We start from the raw sequence: 13,990 nt of genomic DNA on the forward strand, positions 1-13,990 counted from the left end.
GGACATGGATTTTTCTTTTTTTTTATGAAATGAGAGCCAGGATGCATCGTCCGACTCGAACCGGCTTGCCCGCCGAAGACAGCAGCTCGTCCATATTTACCGGAAATTGATAGAAACATACAAAAGCTGTTTGCAAACTTATTCGCTGGAGCAGCTAAGGTATATAACCGCGCCAGGGGTTTGGTACTCGGCCAAATGTATGACCACCTGATCCTCGCTGCTCTCGATTACATTGACCAAGTGGAGAGATGTGCTGCATCAGTCGAAGAGCAAAAGCTCGGGAAGACGGAGGCTGGCGAGCAATTGTACCAACTCGGCGGATTCCCGCCGATTAAAATCAAGCTGCCGGACGGGCCTGAAAACTCGCCTAGCAATTCGGAAAGTAAAGAAGACCTTATGCGCGGGCTCGATAAGGTTCTACTGGAAATGAAAGAATGGGAATGGAAAGTAGATACGATAAACCCGAACTATAAAGTTAAACATGATGGCTTTGGCTGGCTGAATGCGCGGGAGTGGTTCGCTCTTGTCGGCATGCATTTCCGCCATCATCTGCGTCAGAAGAGTGAACTGGAACAAAAGCTTGGGTTCTGAGCACTTTTTGAACAAATCTATAAATTGTAAACTGGAAAACGAGGCGCCAATCGGTTCGACGATTGTTTATCGCCTCGTTTTTATCGTGAGCGGAGGAACGTGAGGGCCGCTGGATTCCACCAGTAGCTCCACTATGACAGTGCCTTAGTTGGTATGAAGTATTTAACACAACCACTATTTGACATTTCATTTTGATATGTATATACTTTGTTTATACATTCTGAGGGGGTTGAGGTATGCTAAAGGTTCAAAAGTGGGGAAACAGCCTGGGCATTCGAATTCCTAAAACTATTGCTAATAAAGCCGGTCTGGAGGAAGGCTCCAAAATCGAACTCGATGTTGAAAACGGCAACCTTGTTATAAAGCCTATGTCAAAATCGTTAGATAATCTGTTATCTCAGATTACCCCAGAGAATCTTCATACTGAGGCTTCAACGGGTCAACCGAAAGGCAGGGAGCCATGGTAGGGCATTATATACCGGACCGTGGCGATCTCGTGTGGTTACAGTTTACTCCGCAATGGGGACATGAACAAGCCGGAAAAAGACCTGCCTTAGTTCTCTCTCCCGCCTCATACAACGGAAAGGTTGGATTATCATTATTTTGTCCAGTAACCTCCAAGATTAAAGGATATCCGTTTGAGGTCATCATCCCTCAGGATTTGCCCATAGAAGGTGCAATTCTTTCCGATCAAGTGAAGAGTCTTGATTGGCAGACGCGACAAGCAACGTTCATCTGTAAAGTGCCTTTGGGAACTTTGAGCGAGGTTGCATCCAAAGCTGAAATTTTAATTTCAGTTAAGTAAGATTCCTTGAAATTTCAACTGTAGGGTCATTAATAAGACGGAAAAGCGGGTATGCTAAACTTGGTAATAACAATTAATCTCATATCCTGACATGGATGGAGGACCTATAGGACTAACGCAACATTTGAAGGAAAGGAGTTTTTATATATGGAAATATCCGATTTTCTGTTCCCTAAGGACAAAGTGGCTTATATTATCTCAACGGCTACCATGCAGGAGGCCATGGAAATGTTGGAACATAATCAATATACGGCAATTCCTGTTATTGATGAGGAGGAGAAATACGTCGGTACTCTCTCGGAGGGGGATTTATTTTGGAAAATGAAGAAAACTCCCGGTTTGAGCTTTCAAAACCTGGATACCGTCAAAGTTCATGAAATTAAACGCCGCATTTATAATGAATCCGTTTCGATCAATGCACTTCTGGAGGATATGCTGGTACTGGCTGCCGATCAGAACTTTGTTCCAGTCGTAGACCGCAACCAAATCTTTATCGGAATAATCCGCCGCAAAGACATTATTGAGTTCTATACTAGTAGTATTACCGATTGACAGTGAAGCAGCAATGCAGCCTACTAATTTACAAAGCTGCTGCTAGTATTTTTTATGAAGCATCCGGGAGGATGCTTTTTTTTTATTTCATTTTTTTCAAGGCGCTAAGACGTAATCTTATCTACTCTGACTGATTGCTTAATATTGCGACAAAGTAAGTCTAAAAGCGTCACCGACATAATGACAAGCTTTTCGTGAAGGTTTGTGTACAATCAGTGTAACCTATCATCTATTTCCTTTCGGATGGAATAAATAGAATAGTCAATGCTTATAAATGAGAAGGAAACGCAAATTAATCTGGCAAAGAGGTGCTGAACATGCGAAATAAATTTTACCATAACATTTTCGCTTGCCTGCTATCCATGACGCTGATCTTTACTATGGGCTTCGGATTCGAAGCTCGAATGGACAATCATACCGAGACATTTTCCAATCCGATCGCGGACATCGACTCCAAATTGAAACAGCAAATAATAGATTCAAATCTATCACTTATAGTTCCACCTGAGAATATCAAAATAGCCCCGCTAGAAAGCAGCGAACCGGCATTACCCCCAGTGCCGATCAACGAGGAGCCGCGGGTCGACGAGCGATCGAATTTAGAGTTGTCATTTGAAGCAAGCTACGAAGTTACAGCTTACTTTCTTAATGTACGAGCGGAAGCGAATGGAACATCCAAAATTATTGATGTCGTTTCTAAAGGAAATATTTTGGAAGTACTGAAATCAACCGACAGTGGTTGGCTTGAGCTTAAGAGTGGAGGTTATGTCTATGGCAGCTATGCAAAATTGATCAGCGAAGACACTAGCCCTTCGGTACATGTAGAAAAAATATCGGATGAACAGACCTCAAGGAAAAATGTTGTTGTACAAGCCCTACAGCCTGCCATCCATGTCCAATCCGCTGAACCCGCTAAACCTTCATCTATGATAAAATCCATTTCCGGTCTAACGGAAGAACATATTGCCAAAATCATTAAAGATACTGCCCTTGAAGATGGAGGCCTGGAGGAAGCAATATTGGAAATCGAGAAAACATACGGAATCAACTCCTACTTCACCATTGCTGTCATGAAGCTGGAAAGCGGCCACGGAAAGAGCGAAATAGCCAAAACCAAAAACAATTTGTTTGGGCTGAACGCCATTGACAGCGATTCATACAATCAAGCCCTCAGCTTCAATACGAAAGCGGAAAGTGTCAAGAAGTTCGGAGATATTATTTCCGAGTTTTATATCAACCAAGGATTAACAAGCGTTGAAAAGGTAGCCGGCAAATACTGTGGGGCAAATTCCAATTGGCCGAATTTAGTGAAGAGTATTATGAACAGCGATTATAAAAAGATATTATAAAAGCAGGATATGTCAGTTCCAGACCAACTCCAGCTTATTATCTGGATATGCAAACAGCTTATGGAGAAAAGGTGTAGGTATGATTCTCCAACTTTCGATAAATTTACGATAGGGTTCAGAAAAGTTGAGTTAATAATACGATTCTGCTATCTTTAGAAGAAGGACGCAATTAAACGCGTTTGCTATAAGATTTCGTTCTCCTCTTTCAGATCACGAATTTTTGAGAAATGAGGAATGAATTATGGTTAATGCGGAGATTCAATGCCCTAAATGTGGGAGCAAGGAAATAGGTAAAGGGAAGCAAACCGGATATGCAGCAGTAACCCCTCTAAATAGCTTCTTTAAAACGGGTTCACCCATCGTACATTTAATTTGTTTGAATTGTGGGTTTATTGTGGGAAGTTATGTTGAGAATCCTTCTAAGTTTAAAGACAAATAAATTGGAGCTTTCAAAAATGCTTTAACAAATGAGGTGAATACTTGGAGAACAGCTATTTTGTTGGCTGGGGGACATTAGCTTTAATAAATGCTGGTTTAGCACAAGGGAAGAACAGAAGTGGCTTAAATTGGTTCTTGTTATCATTGCTTTTAGGGCCAATTGCTACTTTTATAATAGTTATCTCCGATAAGATTACGGAAGAAATGAAATTTTAATAAAAATAATATAGCGTCCTGACCAGGGAGCTTTTTAAACGTCAGATCAAGGATGATTTCATTGCAAAGTCGATTGCAGGAATAATAATACTTTTGAGCTCTGTTGAGAGTAAGTCTGCAGAAATGGGTTGTCAAGATCATGATCCAAAATTCATGTATAGACATGGATTTTTCTTTATGTTATAGGGTATGTTAAGCCTATATATTTGAATAGCAAAATAGGAAAAAAGCCCATCTTATTGCGTATAACTAATGTTTATGATTTCACGTACATATCATTGATGGCAGGGAATCATTGGTATTTTTTTATCCGGCATAATTATTGGTCGATTCTCAATTCAGGTTATTTAGAAGCCGCTTAATTGTGGCTTTTTATTTTTTAGCGATACATGTTGGTTGTGGGTGGACAGATCATTCGTATTCGCAAGAGCAGCGTTTGGTCAAATTAACCGGATTGACAAATGATGAAATGAGGGTTAATATAAATTTCAGATTTAGTAAATTAGTAAATAAGTAATTTAGTAAATTATTAAATCGGCAAAATATACAATGGAGAGTGCGGAAAAATGAAAATACCAACAACTTTAAAACATAAGCCTGTTGTCGTATCGGAAAATTATGAGCAGGTTGACGGCCGATACGCCCGGAACACAGATGCAAAAGGTTTATCCCTGGGATTGGCCCAATGGAATGATAGGGGAAAGGTCGATATCTCGGCCAAAGTATGGAGGCACACAGGGGAAAAATGGTCAAGGCAGTCGGAGGAGCTGCCAATGCACCGTGTCCTTGACCTTGCCATTTTGATTTGCAGGAGCAACTTATATTTTCAGGATGCATATCGTTTCCCGAGAATGTATGACCCTGATAACACTACGATTGACCGCATTGGGCTGCAAGGGGATGCTATGAGCGTATCCGTTTGTGCAGAAAATCCCATGATTGATAATGATATTAAGCTGTTCGCTCAGGCTCTTAATGATGATGGGGAAATGATTGGAGAACGACTTCGTATATTATCCCGGCTATTAAAAGAAATGGGGTATTAAAATGATGGAGGAGGGGAAATACAATGAACAACTACGAACAATATTATTTGTCCCCTACAAGACAGCTGACTGATGTAGAGAAAGAACTTGTTTGGAAAAAACCATTATCTCATAAGGTCAGCGAAGAAGAACTGCGTATATGTAAAGAAATAAAGCGCAACTGGAATCGCGGTGAAATGAAAATCGCCAATATTTTGTTAGAGGGTGACGCAGGTTCCGGGAAAACACAGCTTGCCAAAGCATTGTCGGCTGATTTTGGGCTGCCCTATACGAAAGTGACCTGTTTCGCCGATATGGATAAATCGGATATTATTGGGGCTATTTTGCCGGTTATTTCATCCGATCGATTAGAGAAGATGGAGCCCGCGGAGCAAACTGTTTTGAAAGCATTATATGAAAGCGACGGTTTTCAAAGCACAGCTGAAATATTGATGAACGTGTTGGGAGTTACACAGGAACAGGCTGCCTTAAAGATGAAGCAGTTATTGAATAGGATTGAGCAAAACAAAGAGGACGATGTGGTTGAGTATCGGTTTTACCCGTCCGAAATCGTCAGAGCTTATCAAAAAGGCTATCTTCTGGAAATACAAGAACCAACCGTTATTCGGGATGCCGCGGTGCTGATGGCACTCAACTCTGCCCTAGAACTGGATGGCAGCATTAACCTTCCGACGGAAATCATACGCAGACATCCGGATTTCATAGCAGTCATCACAACAAACCGAAGCTATGCCGGAACCAGACCGCTAAACGAAGCACTGCGCGACAGGGTTCAGCACACGGAAAAGATGGACCTGCCAACCAAAGAAATCATGATAGAACGGGCAATGTCCAAGACCGGTTATAGGGATGAAAAGGTGTTGGATGTTTTAGCGGATATCATAATTGTTTTGGACAGAACAGCCCGGGTTAATGCGATTAAAGGCGTGGCCGGTATGCGTTCATTTTTTTATTGGGCCGATGCGGTTGCCGAAGGTGCTTCAGCCAAACAATCCCTTTATCATAAAGTCATCTACAAGATCACAACAGATTCCGACGAAATCAAATTATTGGAAGAAGCGTTGAATAGCCAAGGTTTGATAGATGAGCTGGATAAAGTTGAGATTGAATTAAAAAAAAAACAATATTTGACGAAGCAGAGATAAGAACATGGGGAAATATCGACGACATTGATTTTAAACCCGAAGACAAGGAAGAGGAACAGGGGATCGCATTAAAAAAATCTGCGGATAGCGACGAAAGCACATCCGATGTTTCCGATGATTTTACCGATATGGAAAGTTCAGATATGGGAGAGGACGGTACTCCCAAATATCATCAGGCAAATCCTGAACCAATGTCGGACGAAGCGAAACAAAAAGAGCGGGATTTCCGTAAAAAGCTGAATCGCGACGCAAGGGAGGCTGTATCCGATTCTATTCATAAAAAGGTTAAGCTTATCGTGCACCGTCCGGAATACGATATTGAATCCCAACAGGAATATATCAGTCTAAGTAAGGAACTCATGCCTGTCGTCCGGGAGATTGCCAGAAAGACACTTCCGCTGTTGGAACATGAAATATCATCTGAATTTGCGAGGAGTCAATTTTATGGCAGCAAATTTCAGGCGGATAGCGTCGCTTATCGGGATTTTAGGTATTTTGCCAAGAAACTTCCTCCAACCGAATCTCCCTCCCTAGTGGTCGGTCTAAGGGTGGATGAGTCGGCGTCCATGTCAGCTTTTGGGAGGTTAGAAGCTGCAAAGCGTGCAGTAATAGCCGTATATGAATTTTGTCAAATTTGCAATATTCCCATATTAATCTACGGGGATACGGCGGATGCTTCCAAGCTGGAGCAAATGTCGATTTATGCCTATACCGATTTTGATAAAACAGATGCCAATGATCGATTCCGACTTATGGGGATCCGTGCCAGAAGCAATAACCGCGACGGGATGGCGCTTAGAATTATGGCAGACCGATTAGCCGGTTCGCCGCATACGTCAAAATTATTGATCAGCATTAGCGATGGGCAGCCCAAAGCGATGGATGATTATACCGGAAGTTATGCAATCACAGACATGCAACAAACCATAACCGAATATGAACGGAAAGGAATTACATTTCTTGCCGCGGCAATAGGACAGGACAAAGATGTGATTAATCATATCTATGGGAACGAGAGATTTTTGGATATTACAAATTTAACGGAGCTGCCTGCAAAGCTAGTACGGATTATCGCACGGTATTTGTAATTATTGTAGTCATTTGGAGAGCCTGAGAGGAGAGAAAAGCATGGACAAGAACAAACGCAGAGAGCTTCAGGAGGAATACAAGCAGCTTAAGACTTACATGGGTGCAATACAAATAATAAACAAGGCCAACGGCAAAATTTACGTGGCTAGCTATCCCAACTTGAAAAACAAATGGGTGACCCTGCAGGGCCAACTGGACATGGGCAGATTCGCGAATTCCCAGGTGCAAAAGGACTGGAAGGAACTGGGGGCTGACGCTTTCGCCTATGAGGTGCTGGAAGAGAAGGAAACCGAAGGAGTTTCCGATGTGCGCTGGGAGCTTAAGCAAATGGAAAAGCGGTGGCTGGAGAAATTGCAGCCCTTCGGAGACAGAGGATATAATAAGCCGCCAGTCATATAATATATAGGTGAGCGGTAAAAACCAGTAATCTACTTCAATACGTATAGGCCCCGTCGACTGGTTTCTGTGGGGCGAGGAAGCCTACAGAAGATTGAAATGGAGGGACCTTTAGCTTTCACAGTAAAGGCTTCTTCTTTTTATCTGGGTGTGGTAAGTCTCGTTGACCTGCGAATGGGACTCATTACAGTCGGAAAGTTGGGCCCATAAAGTGTGATTTAACTACTGGCTCAAGTCCATCATCTCCTAATAGTTAGGTGGTTCAGTACGTTTAGGAAAAGAAATACTTGCAACACACACAAAATAAAGCTATTATGGATTTATAAAGTCTTTAATCGAGGTGATCCATGAAATACTCACAAGCAACCGACTATGCGCTTCATGCTATGCTCTATCTGGTAACTGCAGCACCGGATAAACCAGTAAGCGTGCAGCTATTGGCCGAGAAACTGGGCGTTTCCCCAACCTACCTATCCAAAATGCTGACTAAGTTGGTCAAAGCGGGATTAATCCAATCCGTTTCTGGTGTAAATGGCGGGTATCGGCTTAGACGCAACCAACAAGATATTTCATTTCTGGACATCATTCATGCGATTGAAGGTACCGCCTCGCTGTTTGAATGCAGCCTGAATCATGGCAGCGAATGCCTCATTCAGCAGGTTGTGATCGACGCAGAGCGGCAAATGGAGCAGTATCTGGAGAATAAAAAAATATCCGAGCTGGCCGAGCAATTCAAAGGAGGTTGATCATCCGTCTTTTTTTCTTGAATTATAGATATAAAAAGTCTTTTATGTCCTTAATGAAAATAAATGACCGCACAGCGGAAGGAGAATGACCATGATTTACGATTGTACGATTATAGGTGGAGGTCCGGCAGGGCTAAATGCAGCATTGGTGCTAGGCAGGGCGAGAAGAAGTGTGGCGCTAATCGATAATAATCAGCCCCGAAATGCAGTTACGCATGCCTCTCATGGGTTTCTTACACGGGATGGCGTTACGCCGACCGAGTTCCGGCGCATCGCGTACAACGAGGTGCTGCATTATCCTACGGTAGAGCACCGTCCTGCGAAAGTAACAGATATCCGCAAGCTTCATGACGGTTTCCAAATCATCACGGATAGCGGTGAAACGATCGAATCCCGCAAGCTGCTGATGGCCACCGGTCTTAAGGAAGTTTTTCCTGCCATTCCCGGCCTTGCGGAAATGTATGGCAAAAGTCTGTTCCATTGCCCCTATTGCGACGGTTGGGAGCTTCGGGATCAGCCGCTGATCGTGTTGTCGGATAATCCAAAAGTGTTCCATATGGCCAAGCTGCTCTATAATTGGAGCCGTGATCTCGTGATCTGCACAAATGGTCGCAGTGTTCTGACGGATAAACAAAAGCAGGTGCTGGATTCTCGAAATATTATTGAAACGGAACAAACGATAGCGGCTTTCCACGGCAGCGAGGGGAAGCTTCGGCAGGTCGAATTCACAGACGGCTCTCGGATTAATAGAACGGGCGGGTTCGTGACGCCGCAGTGGCTGCCGCAGGCTGTTTTTCGCGAAGGGCTCGGTTATGAAACGACGGAATTGGACGGGATCCGGACCGATGAAATGGGGAAAAGTACGGTGCCCGGCTTGTTTGCGGCCGGTGAAGCCGCTTCCGGCGCCCCATCGCAGCTGATCGTGGCCGCGGCGGCCGGCAGTATGGCGGCTGCCGGCATCAACGCGGAATTGATGGAAGAGGATTTCGCCTGAACCATACCAGAACAGGAGAGGATGAACCGTAATGACAAAGGATTTATTCGATGCGCACTTTTGGGAGAACGTCTGGAAGACGGATTCGACGACGTTTGGAAATCGGATGAAGAAAGCGGGCTTCGATCCTGCGCACGCATTCGACCATAAAGCTAAAGATTTTAACGAGCAGGCGTTCAGCGAGGAGGGCATTCGGAGAAAAGAGCGGATTATCGGCTGGCTGGAGAATCAGGGTGTAGCGTTCGAGGGTGCTTCCGTTCTCGATGTCGGGGCTGCCTCGGGCGGCTTCTCCATTCCTTTTGCCGAACGCGGAGCAAATGTTACGGCTGTGGAACCGTGCGTTCCGCTGGCCGAACTTCTCCAGGAAAACGCGGGCAAGCTCGAATCCGGCAGCGTCAGGTTAGTACGCGAAACGTTTGAAGCGATCGATCTCGAATCGGCAGGATGGCGGAACGCCTTCGATCTCGTTTTTGCCTCCATGTGTCCAACCGTCACGGATTGGCAGAGAGTAGAGAACCTGATAAGCTGCGCAAGCCGGTTCTGTTATATCAGCCTGTCGGCAGGCGGACATGAGCACGGCCTGATGGATGAGATCATGCCCCTGATTACCGACCGGAAAAGCGATCACGATCATTCAGAGATGGCCTATCTGCTCCAACTCCTTTATCTCAAAGGCTATTCCTTTGCTTCGCTGATTACCCGTGAGATGAAAACGACCGAATTAACCGTCGATGCGGCAATCGAGGAAGCGATGAATGGGCTGCGCCACCGGCAGTTGTCCGCGGATGAGCATACCCGTCGTATCGTCACGGAATATTTGCATCGCACTTATCCGGACAATAACGTTGTGTTCCAACAGGGGGGACGCTTCGGTAAAGTGCTTATTCAAATTCGAGATCGCCATATGTACAGTAAGCAGGCTTGATAAACGAGAAGCGAGTCTTCTACTTGAATTCATCGGCTATAAACTTTAAAATGAAAGTTCATATATAATTATAATTATAGTATCACATCCGGATGTATTATCGAAGAAAGCGGTGAGCTTCAATTGTTTCCCATGGCAGCCAACGTACTTCAAATAATCAGGAGGGCGGAGATTCCGTTGTCCAAGGCTGAAATCGCGGATGAAGCCGGAGTTTCTTTATCTGCCGTTTCCGTTCATGTGGAACGATTGATTCATGAGAAGCTGATAAAACTATCACATATCGGAGAGTCCAGCGGCGGGAGAAAGCCGAAGCAATATTCGGTCAATCCTGATTACGGACTGATTTTGTCTATAGTGATGGGCAGCTCGTTCGTTCAAGTCGCATTCACCAATTTTGATTGTGACATTTTATGTTTGAAAACATCTCCGATTCATATAAGCGACGGACCGGAGAAGGTGCTATCGTTTACGAACCGGTTAGCCGAACAGCTGCTGGAACAGTATAAGCTGAACAAATCTTCTATCAAAGGAATCGGCATAGGGATACCGGGGCCGGTAGATTTTTCACTCGGTATCCCGATAGCCCCTCCCATTATGCCCGGCTGGGACCGTTTTCCGATCCGGGAGTATTGGGCCAAGCTTTATGATTGTCCTTGTTACGTGGATAATGATGTTAACGTCATGGCGCTCGGCGAGTATACCAAAGGATTAAATTTTACTACTGAAAATTTACTTTTTGTTAAAATCGGTACAGGCATTGGCTCGGGGATTGTTTATGACGGAAAATTATACAGGGGAACGACCGGCAGCGCCGGGGATATCGGACATTTTGATACCGGCCGTGACCAAATATGCTGGTGCGGCAATAAAGGCTGCCTGGAAGCGGTAGCGGGCGGCAAAGCGATTGTTTCCAAAGGGAAAGAATTAGCTTTAGCCGGCAAAAGCGGCTTTTTGTTAACGCGGCTTCAGGACCACGGGGAGCTAACGCTTGACGATATAGGGGCCGGGCTTCTCAAGCTGGACCCGATGGCCGTGGAATTGGTTCGCGAAAGCGGCACCGTGATCGGGCAGGTCCTCGCTTCTGTCGTCAATTTCTCCAATCCTTCTCTTGTCGTGCTGGGAGGCAAAGTTTCCGGCTTTGGAGATCTGTTTCTGGCGGCGATAAGACAAAGCGTCTACCAGAGATCTTTGCCGTTAGCTACCCGCAATTTACAGATTAACAAATCTGTTTTAGGTGATACTGCCGGACTGACCGGCGGAGCTTTTATGACCATAGACCAGCTCATTCTCCAGGCGACGGACGACGATGGTAACCATTTTCTCAATTAAATAGAACGGTAAAAGGTACCTGAGAAGCTTATTGCGAACAGGTATTTTTTTGTTTGGAGAAAGTATAAGATTCATACCTTGCTTCGCACAACCTTGATAACGCGTTCGTCCCTAAGGACGGCAAAGCCGAATTTCCTTGTCTGCGGAACTTTATATTTATAAAATTAAACTTTTGACATTGACTGCTAAAAGTTTATTTATTATAGTGGGAACGAGGAGAGGATGATTATGCGAAGGATTAAAACGGCTGTTCTCGGAGCAGGTTTTATCGGGAAAGCTCATATTGAAGCGATCCGCAGAGTAGGTTATGTCGATATTGTAGCTATCGGGCAAAACAGTCAAGAGAAAGCTGAGCAATACGCCAAAGCTTTAAACATTCCCAAAGCTTATGGAAGTTACGAACAATTACTGCAGGATACTGAGATCGAAGCCGTTCACAACTGCACACCCAATCATCTTCATTTTGAAATTAATAAACAAGCTCTTCTGCACGGGAAGCACCTGCTCTCAGAGAAACCGTTGACGCTATTCAGTGAAGAAGCTAAAGAGCTTTATCATCTGGCCGGTCAAACCAAGCTCATCACAGGCGTCAATTTTAACTACAGGCAATTTCCAATGGTTCAGCATTTAAAAAGCATGGTCAAAGACAAGGACCTCGGGGAAATCAACATTGTAAGAGGCAGCTACTTGCAGGATTGGCTCCTGTATGAAACCGACTACAACTGGCGGATGGATCCCAAATTCGGAGGACCAACACGGGCTATAAGCGATATCGGCTCCCACCTGTTTGATCTTGTCCAATATGTAACCGGGTTAACGATTACGGAGGTTTTGGCCGACACCTCCATCGTGATTCCAAAGCGGTACATGACCAAGGGGCAAAATGAGTCGTTCCAGTCGCAATCGGACAGCATGCCGCAGCTTGTTGACATTACGACAGAAGACTACTGTTCCGTACTTGTGAAGTTTAATAACGGCGCACGCGGGGTGTTCACCGTTTCCCAAGTGTCGGCCGGCAAAAAAAACGCGCTTGAAATAAGCCTGGACGGCTCGTTTGCCTCCGGCAGCTGGAAGCAGGAGGAACCGTTCCGGATTTTAACGGGGTACCGGGACAAGCCGGGTGAGACGGTATTAAGGGATCCGAACCAGGTTAAGAAGGAAGCGCTCCCGTTCTTACACTATCCTAGCGGTCATGAGGAGGGCTGGACGGATAGCCTGAAAAATACAATGCACCATTTCTACGCTGCGATCTTAAATAAGGAAGCGCCTTCGAATTCGGTCGCCTCATTTAAAGAAGGCTATCAAATCATGGTAATCAATGATGCCGTGATTAGAAGCGTAAAATCGGGAACTTGGGAAAAAGTCGATTCCGTTTAACCATAATCTATACTCTTATTAGGGCCGTCCGGTTATTTTCGCTGGACGGTTTTTCGTATTTGCATACCCGCTTAATACGGCCCTTTTCCCGTTTCCAGCAAAATTGTCCACCAATCAACTCAATTCTCTGTGTGGGATTATCGTTACAGACCCCATATAATGGCTCTATGGAGAGTTGAGTACCCGCCAGGAGAGAGGTGTTGACAGCTTGGATATAACAAAACTCAATAGCCTGGAACCAAAGGCATTGCTTGCGGATATGCCTATTGAATTTCTACCTTTCGGGGATCAAGCGGTTATTGTTCAATTTGAAAAACAAATAACGCCCGCCACTAGCCGCCGGGTGATAGCTGTTGCCAACCATATTGCCAATGCCCGAATTCCGGGAATCAAGCAGGTCATCCCTACGTTTTGCAGTCTGGCTGTCCGCTATAATCCTATTCTTTGGAGCTATAACGGGATCATCCAACAATTGCAGACAATTTTGGAAGCGGCAGATTTTGCGGACACGTCTGCATCTGATTCAGGTAAAACCATTCGCATTCCGATTGTGTACGGCGGTGAATACGGTCCGGATCTGGAGTTCGTTGCCGGGGCAACCCGTCTGACTGAAGAAAAAGTAACCCAGCTTCATTCCGCTCAGACTTACATGATTTATATGCTGGGACTTATCGGAAGCTGTCCTTATTGCGGAGATCTGGACAGCCGGCTTGCCCTGAAGCGCCGCTTGCAGCCGCGGCTTCAAGTAGCCGAAGGTTCCGTCTTAATTGCAAACCGGCAAACTATTATTTTTCCTCTTTCCGCTCCAAGCGGATGGCATCTGATTGGCAGGACGCCAATGAAATCATTTAATCCTCTATTAGACCCGCCAAGTATATTTCAAGCAGGCGACCGCATTAAATTTGAACCGGTCAGTCCGGAAGAAGCAGGCGGCTGGAACGAATATAAGCAAAGCGAGTGGAATGCTAAATGGAATTGTTAGAAGTAATACG

The 13,990-nt window shown here is 44.9% G+C and carries 16 protein-coding genes; all 16 read left to right on the forward strand.

Annotation, left to right across the window (positions count from 1 at the left end; translation table 11 throughout):
• Positions 1 to 195: 195 nt before the first annotated feature.
• Positions 196 to 591 (forward strand): DinB family protein, encoded by a 396-nt coding sequence (locus E1757_RS06260; protein WP_342774517.1) that lies wholly within the window; start codon positions 196 to 198, stop codon positions 589 to 591.
• Between the two features lie 236 nt (positions 592 to 827).
• The gene (locus tag E1757_RS06265; protein WP_133225987.1) at positions 828 to 1,058 is read left to right on the forward strand and encodes an AbrB/MazE/SpoVT family DNA-binding domain-containing protein; all 231 of its coding nucleotides are present in this window, start codon (positions 828 to 830) and stop codon (positions 1,056 to 1,058) included.
• Positions 1,052 to 1,396 (forward strand): endoribonuclease MazF, encoded by a 345-nt coding sequence (mazF, locus tag E1757_RS06270; RefSeq protein ID WP_133225988.1) that lies wholly within the window; start codon positions 1,052 to 1,054, stop codon positions 1,394 to 1,396. Before E1757_RS06265 ends, mazF begins: the two co-directional genes overlap by 7 nt.
• Before the next feature lie 147 nt (positions 1,397 to 1,543).
• Complete coding sequence (locus E1757_RS06275; RefSeq protein WP_133225989.1) at positions 1,544 to 1,948, forward strand: CBS domain-containing protein; 405 nt, start codon at positions 1,544 to 1,546, stop codon at positions 1,946 to 1,948.
• 317 nt (positions 1,949 to 2,265) lie between these two features.
• Positions 2,266 to 3,297, forward strand: a complete 1,032-nt coding sequence (locus tag E1757_RS06280) for a glucosaminidase domain-containing protein (RefSeq protein WP_133225990.1) — start codon at positions 2,266 to 2,268, stop codon at positions 3,295 to 3,297.
• Between the two features lie 480 nt (positions 3,298 to 3,777).
• Positions 3,778 to 3,951, forward strand: a complete 174-nt coding sequence (locus E1757_RS35700; protein WP_165971978.1) for a hypothetical protein — start codon at positions 3,778 to 3,780, stop codon at positions 3,949 to 3,951.
• A 566-nt stretch (positions 3,952 to 4,517) separates the two neighbouring features.
• Positions 4,518 to 4,997, forward strand: coding sequence for a DUF6530 family protein (locus E1757_RS06290; RefSeq protein ID WP_133225992.1), 480 nt, complete (start codon positions 4,518 to 4,520; stop codon positions 4,995 to 4,997).
• A 23-nt stretch (positions 4,998 to 5,020) separates the two neighbouring features.
• Positions 5,021 to 6,142, forward strand: a complete 1,122-nt coding sequence (locus E1757_RS06295) for an AAA family ATPase (protein ID WP_133225993.1) — start codon at positions 5,021 to 5,023, stop codon at positions 6,140 to 6,142.
• Positions 6,143 to 6,285: 143 nt separating this feature from the next.
• Positions 6,286 to 7,230, forward strand: a complete 945-nt coding sequence (locus E1757_RS06300) for a vWA domain-containing protein (RefSeq protein ID WP_246079042.1) — start codon at positions 6,286 to 6,288, stop codon at positions 7,228 to 7,230.
• Positions 7,231 to 7,270: 40 nt separating this feature from the next.
• On the forward strand, positions 7,271 to 7,630 hold the full coding sequence (locus E1757_RS06305) for a GIY-YIG nuclease family protein (protein WP_133225995.1): 360 nt from the start codon (positions 7,271 to 7,273) through the stop codon (positions 7,628 to 7,630).
• 344 nt (positions 7,631 to 7,974) lie between these two features.
• A complete protein-coding gene (locus E1757_RS06310; protein ID WP_133225996.1) occupies positions 7,975 to 8,373 on the forward strand; it encodes an RrF2 family transcriptional regulator in 399 nt (132 codons plus the stop codon).
• Between the two features lie 91 nt (positions 8,374 to 8,464).
• Positions 8,465 to 9,367, forward strand: coding sequence for an NAD(P)/FAD-dependent oxidoreductase (locus tag E1757_RS06315; RefSeq protein ID WP_133225997.1), 903 nt, complete (start codon positions 8,465 to 8,467; stop codon positions 9,365 to 9,367).
• 31 nt (positions 9,368 to 9,398) lie between these two features.
• On the forward strand, positions 9,399 to 10,292 hold the full coding sequence (locus E1757_RS06320) for a class I SAM-dependent methyltransferase (RefSeq protein ID WP_133225998.1): 894 nt from the start codon (positions 9,399 to 9,401) through the stop codon (positions 10,290 to 10,292).
• A gap of 177 nt (positions 10,293 to 10,469) precedes the next feature.
• Positions 10,470 to 11,621: an ROK family transcriptional regulator gene (locus E1757_RS06325; protein WP_165971979.1), complete on the forward strand. Its 1,152-nt coding sequence runs from the start codon at positions 10,470 to 10,472 to the stop codon at positions 11,619 to 11,621.
• Between the two features lie 228 nt (positions 11,622 to 11,849).
• Positions 11,850 to 12,998, forward strand: a complete 1,149-nt coding sequence (locus E1757_RS06330; protein WP_133226000.1) for a Gfo/Idh/MocA family protein — start codon at positions 11,850 to 11,852, stop codon at positions 12,996 to 12,998.
• 208 nt (positions 12,999 to 13,206) lie between these two features.
• Positions 13,207 to 13,980, forward strand: a complete 774-nt coding sequence (gene pxpB / locus E1757_RS06335; RefSeq protein WP_133226001.1) for a 5-oxoprolinase subunit PxpB — start codon at positions 13,207 to 13,209, stop codon at positions 13,978 to 13,980.
• The last annotated feature ends 10 nt before the right edge of the window (positions 13,981 to 13,990 follow it).

It is taken from the genome of Paenibacillus piri (assembly GCF_004354045.1).
Lineage (GTDB): Bacteria > Bacillota > Bacilli > Paenibacillales > NBRC-103111 > Paenibacillus_S > Paenibacillus_S piri.

Bases quoted from the DNA above. Each gene is read 5' to 3' on its own strand.
- mazF (WP_133225988.1), top strand. From the start codon at position 1,052: ATGGTAGGGCATTATATACCGGACCGTGGCGATCTCGTGTGGTTACAG.
- E1757_RS06260 (WP_342774517.1), top strand. From the start codon at position 196: ATGTATGACCACCTGATCCTCGCTGCTCTCGATTACATTGACCAAGTG.
- E1757_RS06320 (WP_133225998.1), top strand. From the start codon at position 9,399: ATGACAAAGGATTTATTCGATGCGCACTTTTGGGAGAACGTCTGGAAG.
- E1757_RS06330 (WP_133226000.1), top strand. From the start codon at position 11,850: ATGCGAAGGATTAAAACGGCTGTTCTCGGAGCAGGTTTTATCGGGAAA.
- E1757_RS06315 (WP_133225997.1), top strand. From the start codon at position 8,465: ATGATTTACGATTGTACGATTATAGGTGGAGGTCCGGCAGGGCTAAAT.
- E1757_RS06290 (WP_133225992.1), top strand. From the start codon at position 4,518: ATGAAAATACCAACAACTTTAAAACATAAGCCTGTTGTCGTATCGGAA.
- E1757_RS06300 (WP_246079042.1), top strand. From the start codon at position 6,286: ATGGGAGAGGACGGTACTCCCAAATATCATCAGGCAAATCCTGAACCA.
- E1757_RS06265 (WP_133225987.1), top strand. From the start codon at position 828: ATGCTAAAGGTTCAAAAGTGGGGAAACAGCCTGGGCATTCGAATTCCT.
- E1757_RS06280 (WP_133225990.1), top strand. From the start codon at position 2,266: ATGCGAAATAAATTTTACCATAACATTTTCGCTTGCCTGCTATCCATG.
- E1757_RS06295 (WP_133225993.1), top strand. From the start codon at position 5,021: ATGAACAACTACGAACAATATTATTTGTCCCCTACAAGACAGCTGACT.
- E1757_RS06305 (WP_133225995.1), top strand. From the start codon at position 7,271: ATGGACAAGAACAAACGCAGAGAGCTTCAGGAGGAATACAAGCAGCTT.
- E1757_RS06275 (WP_133225989.1), top strand. From the start codon at position 1,544: ATGGAAATATCCGATTTTCTGTTCCCTAAGGACAAAGTGGCTTATATT.
- E1757_RS06310 (WP_133225996.1), top strand. From the start codon at position 7,975: ATGAAATACTCACAAGCAACCGACTATGCGCTTCATGCTATGCTCTAT.